The following is a 13,949-nucleotide window of genomic DNA, read 5'->3' on the forward strand; positions in this document are numbered from 1 at the left end:
TCGCCTTCGGTGCGGGCTTGCTTGGGGCGGCTTGGCGCACGCTCATGGCCGTGCCGCTCCCCATTCGTACTCGTACAGGTTCACCAGTACCTGGTTCGACAGCCGCTGGACCTCGGCGGGCACGCGCGCCATGTCCTTCGGGAAGTCGAACAGCAGCGGCACGCCGGCCACGTCGAGAAAGCGCAGGCCTTCGGGCAACTGCGAGGGCACGCGCCAGGGCCGGCGCCCGGCCAGCACGAAGCCCCATTCGCCGAAGCTGGGCACATGCGTGTGGTACGGATGTGTCTGCAACCCCACGGACTCGACGGTGGTGACCACCGTCCAGAAGCTGCGCCGCGCCAGCAGCGGCGAGGTGGACTGCACGACCACGTAGCCACTGGCCGCCAGGCGCTGCTCCAGCAGCGCGTAGAACGAGTTGGTGTAGAGCTTGCCGATGGAGAAGTTGGTCGGGTCCGGGAAGTCCACCACGATCACGTCGAAGATGTCTTTCGTCTCTTCGAGCCAGCGGAACGCATCGGCGTTCACGACCTTGAGCTTGGGGGAGCGCAGCGCGTGCCCGTTCAGCGCGGCCAGCGCCTCGTGAGTGCCGAACAGCCGTGTCATCGCCGGGTCCAGCTCCACCAGCGTGACCTGCTCGACGCTGGGGTACTTCAGGATCTCGCGCACGGCCATGCCGTCGCCGCCGCCCAGCACCGCCACCTTGCGCGGCGCACCGTGTGCGGCCATGGCGGGGTGCACCAGCGCCTCGTGGTAGCGGTACTCATCGTGCTCGGCGAACTGCAAATTGCCGTTCAGGTACAGCCGGTGCCCGCTGCGGCCGTGCGTGACGACGATGCGCTGGTAGGGCGTCTGCGCGCTGAACACGGCGCGGTCCTGGTAGAAGCGGTCTTCGGCGAGCGTGGTGATGTGGTCCGCGCCCACGAAGCCGGCCGCCAGCACGGCCAACGTGAGCCCGCAGGCCACGGCATGCGCTTGGAGCCGCCGCAGCTCGTGCCGGAACAGCCACAGCGCCCACAGCGCCACGGCCGCGTTCATGAAGCCGAACAGCAGCCCCGTGCGCACCAGCCCCAGCTGCGGCACCAGCAGCAGCGGGAACGCCACCGACACGGCCAGCGCGCCCAGATAGTCGAAGGTCAGCACCTGCGAGACCAGGTCCTTCAGCGCCACGTCGCGCTTGAGGATGCGCATGACCAGCGGAATTTCCAGCCCCACCAGCGTGCCGACCAGCAGCACCAGGCCGTACAGCAGCAGGCGGAACGCGTCCGGCGTCCAGGCGTTGGCGATGAACAGGACGGCCGGGAGCGCGCCGCCCACCAGCGCCACCAGCAGCTCGATGCGCAAAAAGTGCGCCGGCAACTGGCGCTCGAAATAGCGCGACAGCCACGAGCCCACGCCCATCGCGAACAGGTAGGTGCCGATGATGGTGGAGAACTGCAGGATCGAGTCGCCCAGCACATACGAGGCCAGGGCGCCCGCGGCGAGCTCGTACACCAGCCCGCAGGCCGCGACCACGAACACGCTGGCCAGCAGCGCGACCGCCACTGGCCGCGAGGCGGCAGTGGTCACCTGTTCAGCCTTGTACTGCCGCGGCGACGATGATGGAAATGCCCAGGCACATGGCACCCACCACGATGCCCAGCGCCACGTTCTGCTTCTCGACCAGCTCTTCCCACAGGTCGTAGGGCGTGATCTTGTCGATCACGATGAAGGCCAGCCAGAACACCACGACGCCGATCAGCGCGTACAGGATGGAGCCGAAGAAGGCGCCGGGTTTCAACCATTCGAGTCCCATGGGAAGCTCCTTCAATAAAAGTGGTTCATTTGTGGCCGCCGCCGGTGCTGAAGCCGCCGTAGGAGCCGCCGCTGGAGCGGCTGCTGGTGCTGTTGCAGTTCTCGCGCGAGGGGTCGCAGTCGTTGCAGCTGGACATGATCACCATCACCACCAGCAGCACGATCACCAGCGTGACGATGGTGCCGCGGCTCACGCCGGCCGCAGCGCTCAGCGGCGCGGCGTCGCTGCGCTGGAACAGGTCCTTGCGGCCTTTCAGCTTGAACGCCTGCGCCACGGTGTCGCTGTTGAGCTGGCTGCCGCTGGACCAGGTGATCTCGGTGGCGGTCTGCTCCATGGACAGCAGCGTGCGGCCCTTGGCGAAGTCGCGGTTCTTGGTTTTCTGCCCGCGCTGCACGGGCCAGTAGAACTCGCCCGCCACGTAGTCGGTCTTGGCCTCGTAGGCCTCGCGCAGCTCGTAGCGGCTGCCCAGGTAGCCGGCGCTGCTCTTGTTGCCGGCCAGCTTGGGCGCGCCCGTGGTGGGCTTGACCATGCTCCAGCCGTCCACCGAATCGACCAGGAACGCGAAGCCGCGCTTGGCGTTGTAGAGCAGGTATTCGCTCCAGCCGAAGCGCTCGTCCGGCTCCGCCGGGTCCCAGCCCATGCGGTGCTGGAAGCCCACGACCTGCCAGGCCACGCCCTCCAGGTGGCCGATGGAGCCCAGCGCGATCAGGGGCTGCAGCGGCTCGTGCTGTAGCGCGTGGCGCAACTCGCCGCCGGTGCCCGAGGCCACGTCGATGATGGCGCTGCACTGCGTGCAGGTGACGGTCTTGGTGGTGGCCAGCGTGATCTGAACCGGTGCGCCGCAGCTGGGGCAGGCGAACTGGCGCGCGCGCTCTTCGCGCACGGCGCCTTCGCGCAGTCCCGTGAGCTTCAGGTCGTCCAGCAACACGGCGTGGCCGCGCGAGACGCCGGGCGGCTGGCGGCCGAAGTCGATGCTCAGCACCTCGCCCTGGTCGTTGCGCAGCTCGACCATGTCGAAGGGCTGGTTCAGCGGCGGCAGGTGCGGCAGCTCGCCTTGCGCCGAGAGCAGCACGGCCTGGTCGTTGGCCGCCACGCTGAAGCGCGTGCCGTCCACGCTCACTGTGGTGCCCACGCGGTGCTTCAGCGCCGAGGGGCTGGTGCTTTGCAGCGTGGCTGCGCGGCTCCACACGTAGGCGCCGTTGTCCTCGCCCAGCGTGGCCATGCTGCCGTCGGCGAGCAGCGCCTCCCACTCGGTCCAGGTGCCGGTCGGCGCGCGGTATTGCAAGCGGCCGATCAACGTGAAGTCCTGCCCCTGCCAGCGCCCGCGCGCGTGCAGCTGCAGCGGGCTGTGGTCGTCGAACAGCTCGGCCACCCTGCCAACGCGGCACAGCACCTCGCCATCGCGCACCACGGTGCTCTGGCAGTAGGCGCAGACGGCGTGCGTCGATTGCGCGTGGCGGAACTCGACCGGCGCGCCACAGCCAGGGCAGGGCGCGCGGTAGGTGCGTTGCGGGGTGTCGTCAGCCATGGGCGTGCACGCGGCAGCCGAGGCGCGGGCAGCCTCGGCGTTGGCGGTCGGGTCAGACCAGCTTCTTCAGCAGCTCGGCCTTCTTGTTCGCGAATTCCTCGTCGGTGAGGATGCCCTTGGCCTTGAGGTCGCCCAGCTTCTCGAGCGTGGCCAGCACGTCCTCGGGCTTGAGCGCGGCCACCGCCACGGTGGGCGCGGCGGCGGCAGGCTGCTGCAGCCCTTGCGACAGGTTCTGCGCCAGCACCTGGCCCAGCGCCACGCCGGCGCCCAGGCCCATCGCGTCGCCGGCAATACCGCTGCCGCCTGCGCCGCCCTCGGCCATCTTTGGGATGGCCTGCGCGGTCTGGTACTGCATGAACTTGCCCATGTCCTGACCCACCATGCCCATGCCGATGCGCTGATCCAGGATCTTCTGCAGTTCCTCGGGCAGCGACACGCTCTGCACCGTCATGCCGTCGAGCTTGAGGCCGAGCGCCGCGAAAGCCGGTGTCAGCTCTGTGGCCAGCGCCTTGGCGAACTCGATCTGGTTGGCCGCCAGATCGAGGAACGGGATGCCGCTGGCGGCGATGCCGTCGGAGATGTGCTGCAGGATCAGCCCGCGCAGCTGCCCGTCGACATCGGCCACGCGGTACTCGGCGCGCGTGCCCGAGATCTCGGTGTGGAACAGTTTCGGGTCGGCAATGCGGAACGCGTAGTTGCCGAAGGCGCGCAGGCGCACGGCGCCGAAGTCCTTGTCGCGGATGCTGATGGGCTGGGGCGTGCCCCATTTCTGGTCCACCTGCTGGCGCGTGCTGAAAAAGTACACGTCGCTCTTGAACGGGGACTCGAACAGCTTGTCCCAGTTCTTGAGGTTGGTCAGCAGTGGGATGTTCTGCGTGGTGAGCTTGTACAGGCCAGGACCGAACACATCGCGACCTGACCCTCGTTCACGAACACCGCCAGCTGCGACTCACGCACCGTGAGCGAGGCGCCGTACTGGATCTCCATGTCCTGCATCGGGAAACGCCACGCGAGCGTGCCGTCGTCGGACTCGGTCCATTGGATGACATCGATGAACTGCTTCTTGATGAAATCCATCAGCGCCATGCTGTTTCTCCTTGTTCTGGGCGGTGCCGGGCATGATACCCGTGGCCCCCGGCGTCACGCGCGGTTGCGCCCCCTCGCCACGGGCTGAGCCGCCACGTTGCCCCAGGTGCCCACGTTGGCCGATTTCAGCAGTGGCGAGGCATGGCCCGTGACGGCCAGTTCCGCTGCCGCGGCCAGCAGCTCGGGGCCGCATTGCAGCATGCGCTCCAGCGTGAGCCGCGCGGACGGCCCGGCCAGCACCAGCACCCCCGTGGCCCGCTCGCCCTGGCGCTGCACGGGCGCGGCCATGGAGCTCATGCCCGGCGCGTAGGCGTCCTGGATGATGCTGAAGCCGCGCTTGCGGTGCGCCTCCAGCAGCTTGAGCAGCGCCTTGATGGAGGTCGGCGCGTTCGGCCCGTAGTGCTGGGGCAGGCCCATGCCCTGGCGCGTCACATACTCGATGGCCTGGTCTTCGGGCAAGGTCATGAGCCAGGCCTGGCCGGCGGCGCTGCATGACAGGCGCAGGTCGATGCCCATGTCAGGGTCGTACAGCAGGCCCGAGCGTGCGCCCTGGGCCTTGGCCACCAGCGTCAAGCGCTCGCCATCGACGATGGCCAGCCGCGCGAGTTCTTCCGTCGCCAGTGCCAGCCGCTGCACCACGGGCTGCGCGATGTCGACCACGCCGGATTTGCTCAGGAAGCTCAGGCCCATGGAGGCCATCTTGGTCGTGAGCGCGTAGTCGCCGCGCTGCGGCATCTGGCGCACGTAGCCGTAGCCGATCAGCTCCTGCAGCGTGCGGTGGCAGCCGCTGCGCAGCTGGTTCAGATCTGTGGAGATCTGGGCCAGGCTGATGCCGTCGGGGTAGGCCGTGAGGTACTCCAGGATCGCGAGTGATTTTTCGAGGGCACCGCTCATGTGTGTGTTTTCAAAGGGTTAGGGCGTTCAAAAGTTGAAAGATATCAAAAAGTTGGAAGCGGTTCAACTTTCTGGCAGCATGCCGCCCGGTGCGGCCGATGGCTCGGCCGCTTTCACTTCCACAAGGAGACTTCATGAACCCCCGTCAACCTCTGCGGCGCGCCTTCGTGGCAGCCCTCGGCGCCGCCGCCATGCTCGCCACCGTGCCCAGCCTGCACGCCCAGGAGATCAAGGAGCGCACGCTGCGCTTCGCGTTCAGCCTGGCCAAGGACCACCCGCTGGGCGTGGGCGCGCACAAGTTCGCCGATGCCGTTGCGCAAAAGAGCGGCGGCAAGATCAAGGTCAACGTGTTCCCCAACGCCGTGCTCGGCAGCGACCCGCAGAACCTGTCGGCCGTGCGCGGCGGCACGCTGGACTTCACGTCCATGGCCACCGGCATCGTGGCCTCGCTGGATAAGCGCTTCATGGTGTTCGACTTCCCGTTCCTGTTCAACGACGCGCAGGAGGCCTACGCCGTTGCCGACGGCCCGGTCGGCACGCAGCTGCTGACCGACCTCCACCAGCACGGCCTGGTGGGCCTGGGCATCTGGGACCTGGGCTTTCGCAACATGACCAACAGCAAGCGCCCGATCGCGCGGCTGGAGGACGTGCAGGGCCTGAAGATCCGCGTGATCGGCTCGCCCATCTTCATCGACCTCTTCAACGGCCTGGGCGCCAACCCCGTCCCCATGACCTTCGGCGAGGTTTATGGCGCGCTGGAATCGCGCGCCATCGACGGGCAGGACAACCCGCTGGGCGTGATCGAGTCGGCCAAGTTCGCCGAGGTGCAGAAGTTCCTCTCGCTCACGCGCCATGTCTACACCGGCATGCCGGTGGTCATGAGCAAGAAGACCTGGGACGGCATGTCCGAGGCCGAGCGCCGCGTGATCCGCGAGGCGGCCGACGAGGCCAAGATCGAGCAGCGCAAGATCACCCAGGCCAAGGAGGCGCAGTCGGTGGACACGCTCAGGAAGAGCATGCAGGTCAACGAGGTCAGCGCGGCAGAGACAGCGCGGCTGCGCCAGAAGGTGCAGCCCATCAACGACAAGTTCGCGCGCGAGGTCGGCGAGCCGCTGGTGCAGCAGGTCAATGCGGAGCTGGCTCGCCTGCGCGCGGCCAAGTAGCCATGGCATTGCTGGGTGAAGCGGCGCTGGCCATGTGGTGGGACATGGCGGCCGACGCACGTGCCGATTTCGAGCACTGGCATGCGCATGAGCATTTCCCCGAGCGGCTGGGCATCCCGGGCTTTCGGCGCGCGTCGCGCTGGCGCGCGGCCGATGGCGGGGAGGGCGTGTTCGTGCTGTACGAACTGGCGGACTATGGCGTGCTGTCGTCGCCCGCCTACCTGGCGCGGCTGAACGCGCCCACGCCCTGGTCCACGCGCATGATGCCGCACCACCGGCATATGGTGCGCAGCCAGTGCCGCGTGCTGGAAAGCCGGGGCGCGAGCACGGCGCGCCATGCGCTCACGGTGCGGCTGTCGCCCGCGGCGGGGCGTGACGAGGCACTGCGCGCCGGCCTGCGTGCGCTGGCCGAAACACTGGTGCAGCGCCCCGGCCTGGTGGGCCTGCACCTGCTGCGCCACGCCACGCCGCCGATCGCGCAGACCGAGGAGCAGAAGATCCGCGGCCTCAATGACCGCGTGGCCGACTGGGTGCTGGTCGCGTGCGGCTATGAGCTGGAAGCCGTGCAGGCGCTGGCCGAACTCGAAGAAGCCGCGCTGTGCGCGCTGGGTGCCGCGCCAGGCACCGAGCGGGGCGTCTACACGCTGGCCTACACGGCGACGCCCGCGGACATGAACTAGGCGTCGTACACCGTCTCCAGCGACGCGAAGCCCTTGACCTCCATCGGGTTGCCGAAGGGGTCGCAGAAGAACATCGTCCACTGCTCGCCGGGCTGGCCCGCGAAGCGCAGCTGAGGCTCCAGGATGAAGGCGGTGCCGGCCGCCTTCAGCCGCTCGGCCATGCCCTGCCAGTCCGCCAGTTCGAGGATCAGGCCGAAGTGCGGCATCGGCACCAGCGCGTCGCCCACGCGGCCGGTGCGCGCGGTGGCGAAGGGCTCGCCCAGGTGCAGCGAGATCTGGTGGCCGAAGAAGTCGAAATCGACCCAGGTCTCGGTGCTGCGGCCTTCGCGGCAGCCCAGCACGTCGCCGTAGAAGCGGCGTGCTTGACCGAGGTCACGGACATTGAACGCGAAGTGGAAGATGCTCTTCATGGTGGGCAGGAACTCAGGGGGTGGCCGCCCATTGTGACCTGCCATCCACGCTCAATACTTCTTGAAGTTCGCCGCGATGCGCTGGTTCAGGTAGTCACCGGCCGTGATGCTGGGGTACTTGCCCGACGGGCTGTCGATCACCACGTCGCGGTTGGCCTGCGCAAAGAAGGCCAGGCTGTAGCGCGCGCCCTGGTACTCATGGGCCGCGGGGTTCTTCACGCGGTGGAAGTTGCTGGGCAGCTGGTCGTCGCTCCAGCGCATCAACATGTCGCCGATGTTGCAGGTGATGAGATCGTCCGACGGCGTGATCGAGGTCCAGGCCTGGCTGTCCATGTCCTTGCCCGGCAGCAGCTGCAGGCCACCCTGGCCGCTGCGCTGGAACAGCAGCGTGAGGCAGTCGAAGTCGGTGTGCGCGCCGGCACGCCACAGGCCCAGGCGGTCGCGCTCGGCCGGGTCGATGGCGAAGTAGTGCAGCATGCGCAGCGTGCTCTGGTAGCTGGGGCGCGCGGGGTCGTGCGCCTCGGTGAAGAATTCGCGCGCAAAGCCCAGCTTCACGGCAAAGCACGACAGCACGCGCATCGCCACCGTCCAGGCCTCGGCTTCGAAGGCCAGCATCGTGTCCTGGAAGTCGGGCAGCGCCGCCTCGCCGGGCCACAGGCCTTCCATGTGCGGGCGCGTGATCTGGTAGCTCTCCTTCTGGTCCGGCGTGCCGGTGGAGGGGCGAACCTGGGCGCGGCTTTCCCAGCCGGCGTTCAGGCCCTTCTTGAGCGGGTGGCGGGCCTTCACCTCTTCGGGCAGCGCGAAGAAGCGCTCGGTCATCTCGAAGGCGCCGCGCACCTTGTCCAGCGCGATGCCGTGGTTCTTGAGCTGGAAGAAGCCCACGTCGACCGCGGCGTCCCACAGCTGGTCGGCGATCTCGGCGTGGCGGGTCTCGAAGTCGGCCAGGTCGATCACGCGCACCTCGCGTGCGGCCTCGGTGCCGACGGCACCCATGGTCGATTCCTTGGCCAATTCGTGCAGTGCAAAACTCATTTCATTCCCCAGTAAGCGTTGTGCGGCGCGGCCGCTTCATCGTCGAGCACGGGGCCGATCACGGTGAACGGCTCCGCGCTGGTGGCAAACACGTCGCGGCAGGACATCTGCAGGTCGGCCGCGCCGGCCTGCGTGGCGCGAAAGGCGCGCAGGCGCACCGCGTCGATGCCGAACACCACGCGGCGGATGCCGCTCCAGAAAATGGCGCCCGCGCACATCACGCAGGGTTCGCCCGATGCGTAGAGCGTGGCGCCCGCCAGCGCGCTGCGTGGCTGGCCCGTGGTGGCCAGGCGCAGCGCATTGACCTCGGCATGCGCCGTGCAGTCGCCCGTGGCGGCGTTGTCGTTGAAGGCCTCGGCCAGCACCTCGCCCGTGGCCGACACCACGACGGAGCCGAAGGGGCGGTTGCCCTGCGCGCTGCCCGTCGCGGACAGCGCGATGGCCTGGCGCAGGTAGCGGCCATCGGCTTCGGAGAAGGCCGCGCTCATGCTTTCACCGCCCGTTCTGCTGCAGCCGGCAGGAAGGACGCATTGAACACCGCATCGGCTGCGGGCCGCGACTTCAGGCCGAAGGTCTGCTCCAGCTCCTCGATCTGCTTCTTGAGCAGCTCGGGCCGCACCGCACCCAGGCCGTGCGCGCGGGTGTCGGCCGTCACCATGTACTGCGCCGTGATGCCGAAGCGCTGGCCTTCCAGTTTCTCGTCGAGCATGGGCTCGCGCTGCTTCACATAGGTGGCCGCGGCCATGGGGTTGGCCAGCGCTCCCTGCACGCCGCGGTTGGTGGCACGCAGGAAGGCGCGCACGAGCTCGGGGTTCTTGCCCGCGAACGCGGTGGACGCGAGGATGGCGTTGCCGTACAGGCTGGCGCCGATGTCGGCGTAGGCCAGCACGGCCAGCTGGTCCTGCGGGACGCGCTGGAACAGCGACAGGGCCGAGTCGTGGAAGTAGGTGGCGCCGTCCACGTCGCCGCGGATGATCACGTTGTCGCGCTGCGAGAAGTCGGTCGTCACCCATTCGAAGGCGTTGGGCTGCATGCCGGCATGCTTGGCCGCAATCGGCCAGGCGCGGCGCGTGGACTCGACGGCCGCCGCGGCGATGCGCTTGCCGGCCAGGCTCTTGAAGTCGCGCACGCCGCGGTCCTTGCGGCCGATGATGACGAAGGGCGCGCGGTTGTAGTACTGGTACACGGCCTGCACCAGGGGCCCCTGCGTGGCGTGGAACTCCACCAGCGCGCCGGTGTCGCCGAAGCCCATGTCGTAGGCACCGCTGGCCACGCGGGTGATGGCTGCCACCGAGCCGCTGCCCACGTCGAACTGGGGCGCCAGGCCCTCCTGCGCGTAGTAGCCCTTGGACAGGGCCAGCAGGAACGGCGCGACCTGGCCGCTGATGCGGAAGTCCAGCGTGAACTTGAGTGGCGTCAGCTCGCGCTGGGCGTGCACGAACGGGGCGGCAGACAGCGCGGCGAGGCCGGTGCCCAAAGACAGGAAATGGCGGCGTTGCATGGAGGAGCTCCGAGTGGGGATGGGCACGAGTCTAGAAACACCGGGCCCATGGCAACAGCCACGACCGGGCCATGGCGGCCATGGCCTGGATGTTATGGCGCAGCCTGGCTTGCAGGCGTGTGTCAGCCGCAGCGGCCGTGTTCGATCGGCCCGCGGCAGCGCACCAGGGCCTGCTCGAAGTCCATCGGCCGGTCGAGGTGGTAGCCCTGTGCGCAGTCCACGCCCAGGCTGGCCAGCATGGCCAGCTCGGTAGCCGTCTCCACGCCCTCGGCCACCACCAGCGAGCCGATTTCGTGCGCGAAGCTGGTCAGCCCCTTGGCCAGGGCCTTGCGCTTGGGGTCGGCGTCGATGCCGTGGGTCAGCTCGATGTCCAGCTTGATGATGTCGGGCTCCAGGCTCAGGATGTGCCGCATGCTGGAGTATCCGGCGCCCGCATCGTCCACGGCCAGCGTCACGCCCTGGGCGCGCAGCGGCTGCAGGGCCTGGGACAGCGCGGCATAGTCGCGCACCACGGCATGCTCGGTGACCTCCAGCACCACCCGCGCCAGATCGTGCCCACTGTCGCGCAGGGCCAGTAGCTGGCCGGACAGGATCATCTCGGGCGAGCTGTTGATGTTCATGCACGGCCCCACGGGCATGCGGTCCAGGTGCGCCAGCGCATTGCAAATGGCCTGGAACTCCAGCTCCAGCCCGACGCCCGCGTCGTGCGCCGCCGCAAACCATTTGTCGGGTGAGCGCCGAGGTTCTGCATCGAAGCGCGACAGGCATTCGAAGCCATGCAGCCGCATGTCGGGGATGTGGTAGACCGGCTGGAACACGATGCGCGGCGCGCCCTGGGCCACGACGGCCCGCACCGTGGCCGCCGTGTAGGCCTTGTCGCGCGCATGCCGCGCGGCGGCCTGCAGATGCAGCGCCAGGAACTCCGCGCAGGCGCGCAGCAGCATCACATCGCGCTCGTCCAGGCTGTGGTTGGGCTCGTAGCTGAAGCAGCACAGCGTGCCGTAGACGTGGCGGTCCGGCAGCACGATGGGCACGCTCAGGTGCGAGCCGATCGGCACTTCAGTAGTGGCCGGCAAGGCGCGCGCCACGGCGTTGCGCGACGTATCGGGGATGAGCTCGGGCAATTCGCCGCGCACCACCTTGAGGCAGTAGCCTTCGGTCAGCGCAATGCTCTGGCCCAGGTGCAGCGGGCCCTGCGTCTCGGCGTCCAGGACCTCCAGCAACCGGTCGTCCTCGCGAAAGCGCGACACGAAAGCGACGTCCATGTTCAGATAGCGCCGCACGATGCGCAGGATGGCTTCCACGCCCTCTGCGTGCTCGGCGCTCTTCCCCCCGCCGGAGTCGCCAGCGCCACGCGCCGCGTCTTGTGTGTACATGCTGACCGTTTCTGCCCAGATGCCGGGCGGAGCCCAATCGGAGTGGCAACTTATTCGTTATCGGCGCCGATGGCGGCCTGCGGCATCGGCCTGCGCCGGGCGCCGCTGTAGGCCGGCGCGATGGCTATCAGGCCGCGGGCGTGGCCTGGTGCTGGACCTGCGCGCGCAGCCAGCGGCTCGCCGCGCTGGCATGGCTGCGCTCGTGCCACAGCTGGTAAAAGCGCATGGGCGGCAGCTCGGCGGGTGCCGGCGCCAGCAGCAGCGGGAGCCGCGCCACGTAGTGTTCCGCGAACCGGCGCGCCGTGGTGAACACGAGGTCGCTCTCCAGCAGCGCATAGGGTGCCAGATTGAACTCGGGCACCGTGGCGACGATGTTGCGCTGGTAGCCGGTCTTGGCCAGCTCGCCGTCGATCGGCCCGCTGCGCGGCTGCGACCCCGTGTGCGGCGCCAGGTGCCGCATGCGCAGGTAGCGCGCCAGCGGGATGCGGCGCTCCTGCGCGAGCGGGTGGCCCTTGCGCATCAGGCACACCACCTCGTCTTCGAACAGCACGGCCATGCGCAGGTCTTCGCGCGGCCGCGGGTCGTTGTTGATCACCAGGTCCACGCTGCCGTCGTCCAGCGCCTGGGCCAGGTCGAACGACGGGTCGGCCGGCCGGATGTGGGCCGTGATGCGCGGGCCCGCGCCCGACAGCCGCGTCACGATGCCGGGCAAAAAGTCCGGCGGCAGGCAGTCCGAGCACACGATGTGGAACGCGCGCTCGGCCTTGGCCGGGTCGAACTGGCCACCCACTTCCAGCCGCGCCGCCTGCGCCATGATTTCGCGCAGCGGCTCGCGCAGGGCCTGCGCGCGTTCGGTGAGCACCATGCGCGCGCCGCTGCGCACCAGCAGCGGGTCGGCCAGCAGCTCGCGCAGGCGCTGCAGCTTGCGGCTCACGGCCGGCTGTGCCTGGCCGCTGGCATCGGCGGCGCGGGTGACGCTGCGCTCGGCCAGCAGCAGGCTCAGCAGCCGCAGGTCGTGCAGCGTGAGCGCGTGCAGGTCGTCCGACACAGCGCCCGGGTCAGTCGTGCAACGACGACAAAAACTGCTTCAACTCCGGCGTCCGCGGGTTGCCGAACAATTCGCTCGGTGGCCCCATCTCGTGCACGCGGCCCTGGTGCATGAAGATCAGTCGGTCGCTGACCTTGCGCGCGAAGCTCATCTCGTGCGTGACCATGAGCAGCGTCATGCCCTCGTCGGCCAGGCTCTCGACCACACGCAGCACCTCGCCCACGAGTTCCGGGTCCAGCGCGCTCGTGATCTCGTCGCACAGCAGCACGGCTGGCTCCATGGCCAGCGCGCGCGCGATGGCCACGCGCTGCTGCTGGCCGCCCGAGAGCTGGTCGGGCCAGGCGTCGAACTTCTCGCCCAGGCCCACGCGGGCCAGCAGCTTCTTCGCCTGCTCGGCACCGGCGGTGGCGTCCTTCTTCTTGACGAGCGACGGCGCCAGCATCACGTTCTTGCCCACCGTCAGGTGCGGGAACAGGTTGAAGCCCTGGAAGATCATGCCCACGCGCTGGCGCAGCGCGCGCATGGCGGCCGCGTCATCGTGCAGCAGCGGTTTGCCGTCCACCGTCAGGCTGCCGGCCTGGAACGCTTCCAGCCCGTTGATGCAGCGCAGGAGCGTGCTTTTGCCCGAGCCGCTCTTGCCGATGATGGCGATGACCTCGCCTTGCTTGACCTGCAGGTCGATGCCCTTGAGCACCTCGTTGCTGCCGTAGGACTTGCGCAGGCCCTGGATGTCGACGATGGGGCTGCCAGATGCCGTTGTGGCGGCGGACGCGCCGGGGCGCTCAAGCACGGATTGCATGGAATTTCCTTTCCAGGGTCTTGGCGTACAGGCTGATCGGGAAGCACAGCGCGAAGTACAGCAGCGCCACGCAGCTGTAGACCACGAAGGGCTTGAAGGTGGCGTTGGTGATCATGGTGCCGGCCTTGGTCAGCTCGATGAAGCCGATGACCGACGCCAGCGCCGTGCCCTTGACCACCTGCACCAGGAAGCCCACGGTGGGCGGGATCGCGATCTTCACGGCCTGCGGCAGCACCACGTGGCGCAGCTTCTCGCCGAAGGACAGCGCCAGGCTGTCCGCTGCCTCCCACTGGCCTTTGGGGATGGCGGCCACGCAGCCACGCCAGATCTCGGTGAGGTAGGCACTCGTGTAGAAGATGAGCGCGGCCGAGGCCGCGACCCAGGCCGAGGTCTTGATGCCGAACAGCGCAATGCCGAAGTAGGCCAGGAACAGCTGCATGAGCAGCGGCGTACCTTGGAACAGCGACACATAGCCCGCGACGAAGGGCTCGGTCCCCGGCTTCTTCGACAACCGCGCCACCAGCAATGCCAGCCCCACCAGCCCGCCGCCCACGAAGGCGATCAGCGAGAGCACCACCGTCCAGCGCAGCGCGAGCAGCAAATTGCGCAGGATGTCCCACAGGGAGAAATCGACCATGGA

General features: G+C 68.5%; 14 protein-coding genes and 1 pseudogene. 2 read left to right on the plus strand and 13 right to left on the minus strand.

What is annotated here, in order from left to right:
• Positions 1-42: 42 nt before the first annotated feature.
• The 5 genes and pseudogenes from ASF43_RS16560 to ASF43_RS16580 all read right to left on the minus strand — a co-directional run bounded on the left by ASF43_RS16560 (position 43) and on the right by ASF43_RS16580 (position 5,300).
• Positions 43-1,566 (minus strand): polyamine aminopropyltransferase, encoded by a 1,524-nt coding sequence (locus ASF43_RS16560; protein WP_056183232.1) that lies wholly within the window; start codon positions 1,564-1,566, stop codon positions 43-45.
• Positions 1,567-1,570: 4 nt separating this feature from the next.
• Positions 1,571-1,792 (minus strand): DUF350 domain-containing protein, encoded by a 222-nt coding sequence (locus tag ASF43_RS16565; RefSeq protein WP_056183234.1) that lies wholly within the window; start codon positions 1,790-1,792, stop codon positions 1,571-1,573.
• 25 nt (positions 1,793-1,817) lie between these two features.
• Complete coding sequence (locus tag ASF43_RS16570; RefSeq protein WP_056183237.1) at positions 1,818-3,320, minus strand: DUF4178 domain-containing protein; 1,503 nt, start codon at positions 3,318-3,320, stop codon at positions 1,818-1,820.
• Positions 3,321-3,372: 52 nt separating this feature from the next.
• Positions 3,373-4,406 (minus strand): annotated as a pseudogene (locus ASF43_RS16575) (SPFH domain-containing protein).
• Between the two features lie 54 nt (positions 4,407-4,460).
• A complete protein-coding gene (locus ASF43_RS16580) occupies positions 4,461-5,300 on the minus strand; it encodes an IclR family transcriptional regulator (RefSeq protein WP_056183240.1) in 840 nt (279 codons plus the stop codon).
• A 134-nt stretch (positions 5,301-5,434) separates the two neighbouring features.
• Here ASF43_RS16580 and ASF43_RS16585 point away from each other — a divergent pair, with 134 nt between their 5' ends.
• Both ASF43_RS16585 and ASF43_RS16590 read left to right on the plus strand, forming a co-directional pair.
• A complete protein-coding gene (locus ASF43_RS16585) occupies positions 5,435-6,463 on the plus strand; it encodes a TRAP transporter substrate-binding protein (protein WP_056183243.1) in 1,029 nt (342 codons plus the stop codon).
• Positions 6,464-6,465: 2 nt separating this feature from the next.
• Positions 6,466-7,143 carry a hypothetical protein gene (locus ASF43_RS16590; protein WP_056183244.1) on the plus strand — a complete coding sequence of 226 codons (678 nt, stop codon included), beginning with the start codon at positions 6,466-6,468 and terminating at the stop codon, positions 7,141-7,143.
• Here ASF43_RS16590 and ASF43_RS16595 read toward each other — a convergent pair.
• From ASF43_RS16595 to ASF43_RS16630, 8 genes are all read right to left on the minus strand, one after another.
• On the minus strand, positions 7,140-7,553 hold the full coding sequence (locus tag ASF43_RS16595; RefSeq protein WP_056183247.1) for a VOC family protein: 414 nt from the start codon (positions 7,551-7,553) through the stop codon (positions 7,140-7,142). The two genes, ASF43_RS16590 and ASF43_RS16595, sit on opposite strands and share 4 nt — an antisense overlap.
• 51 nt (positions 7,554-7,604) lie before the next feature.
• Complete coding sequence (locus tag ASF43_RS16600) at positions 7,605-8,585, minus strand: isopenicillin N synthase family oxygenase (protein ID WP_056183251.1); 981 nt, start codon at positions 8,583-8,585, stop codon at positions 7,605-7,607.
• Positions 8,582-9,073 (minus strand): nucleoside deaminase, encoded by a 492-nt coding sequence (locus ASF43_RS16605; protein ID WP_056183254.1) that lies wholly within the window; start codon positions 9,071-9,073, stop codon positions 8,582-8,584. Before ASF43_RS16605 ends, ASF43_RS16600 begins: the two co-directional genes overlap by 4 nt.
• The gene (locus ASF43_RS16610; protein WP_056183257.1) at positions 9,070-10,086 is read right to left on the minus strand and encodes an ABC transporter substrate-binding protein; all 1,017 of its coding nucleotides are present in this window, start codon (positions 10,084-10,086) and stop codon (positions 9,070-9,072) included. The genes ASF43_RS16605 and ASF43_RS16610 overlap by 4 nt, the downstream gene beginning before the upstream one ends.
• Before the next feature lie 122 nt (positions 10,087-10,208).
• Positions 10,209-11,462, minus strand: coding sequence for an EAL domain-containing protein (locus tag ASF43_RS16615; RefSeq protein ID WP_082497901.1), 1,254 nt, complete (start codon positions 11,460-11,462; stop codon positions 10,209-10,211).
• A gap of 127 nt (positions 11,463-11,589) precedes the next feature.
• The gene (locus ASF43_RS16620) at positions 11,590-12,510 is read right to left on the minus strand and encodes a LysR family transcriptional regulator (protein ID WP_056183259.1); all 921 of its coding nucleotides are present in this window, start codon (positions 12,508-12,510) and stop codon (positions 11,590-11,592) included.
• Between the two features lie 10 nt (positions 12,511-12,520).
• Positions 12,521-13,309, minus strand: coding sequence for an amino acid ABC transporter ATP-binding protein (locus ASF43_RS16625; RefSeq protein WP_056183262.1), 789 nt, complete (start codon positions 13,307-13,309; stop codon positions 12,521-12,523).
• The gene (locus ASF43_RS16630) at positions 13,293-13,946 is read right to left on the minus strand and encodes an amino acid ABC transporter permease (protein ID WP_056183264.1); all 654 of its coding nucleotides are present in this window, start codon (positions 13,944-13,946) and stop codon (positions 13,293-13,295) included. The genes ASF43_RS16625 and ASF43_RS16630 overlap by 17 nt, the downstream gene beginning before the upstream one ends.
• Positions 13,947-13,949 lie beyond the last annotated feature (3 nt).

The sequence above is a fragment of the Pseudorhodoferax sp. Leaf267 genome (genome assembly GCF_001422405.1).
Classification (GTDB): Bacteria; Pseudomonadota; Gammaproteobacteria; order Burkholderiales; family Burkholderiaceae_C; genus Pseudorhodoferax.

What these genes read in the sequence shown, in the direction of transcription:
- ASF43_RS16570 (WP_056183237.1), bottom strand. Translation starts at nt 3,320, where the DNA reads ATGGCTGACGACACCCCGCAACGCACCTACCGCGCGCCCTGCCCTGGC.
- ASF43_RS16595 (WP_056183247.1), bottom strand. Translation starts at nt 7,553, where the DNA reads ATGAAGAGCATCTTCCACTTCGCGTTCAATGTCCGTGACCTCGGTCAA.
- ASF43_RS16585 (WP_056183243.1), top strand. Translation starts at nt 5,435, where the DNA reads ATGAACCCCCGTCAACCTCTGCGGCGCGCCTTCGTGGCAGCCCTCGGC.
- ASF43_RS16590 (WP_056183244.1), top strand. Translation starts at nt 6,466, where the DNA reads ATGGCATTGCTGGGTGAAGCGGCGCTGGCCATGTGGTGGGACATGGCG.
- ASF43_RS16605 (WP_056183254.1), bottom strand. Translation starts at nt 9,073, where the DNA reads ATGAGCGCGGCCTTCTCCGAAGCCGATGGCCGCTACCTGCGCCAGGCC.
- ASF43_RS16625 (WP_056183262.1), bottom strand. Translation starts at nt 13,309, where the DNA reads ATGCAATCCGTGCTTGAGCGCCCCGGCGCGTCCGCCGCCACAACGGCA.
- ASF43_RS16615 (WP_082497901.1), bottom strand. Translation starts at nt 11,462, where the DNA reads ATGTACACACAAGACGCGGCGCGTGGCGCTGGCGACTCCGGCGGGGGG.
- ASF43_RS16630 (WP_056183264.1), bottom strand. Translation starts at nt 13,946, where the DNA reads ATGGTCGATTTCTCCCTGTGGGACATCCTGCGCAATTTGCTGCTCGCG.
- ASF43_RS16580 (WP_056183240.1), bottom strand. Translation starts at nt 5,300, where the DNA reads ATGAGCGGTGCCCTCGAAAAATCACTCGCGATCCTGGAGTACCTCACG.
- ASF43_RS16565 (WP_056183234.1), bottom strand. Translation starts at nt 1,792, where the DNA reads ATGGGACTCGAATGGTTGAAACCCGGCGCCTTCTTCGGCTCCATCCTG.
- ASF43_RS16600 (WP_056183251.1), bottom strand. Translation starts at nt 8,585, where the DNA reads ATGAGTTTTGCACTGCACGAATTGGCCAAGGAATCGACCATGGGTGCC.
- ASF43_RS16610 (WP_056183257.1), bottom strand. Translation starts at nt 10,086, where the DNA reads ATGCAACGCCGCCATTTCCTGTCTTTGGGCACCGGCCTCGCCGCGCTG.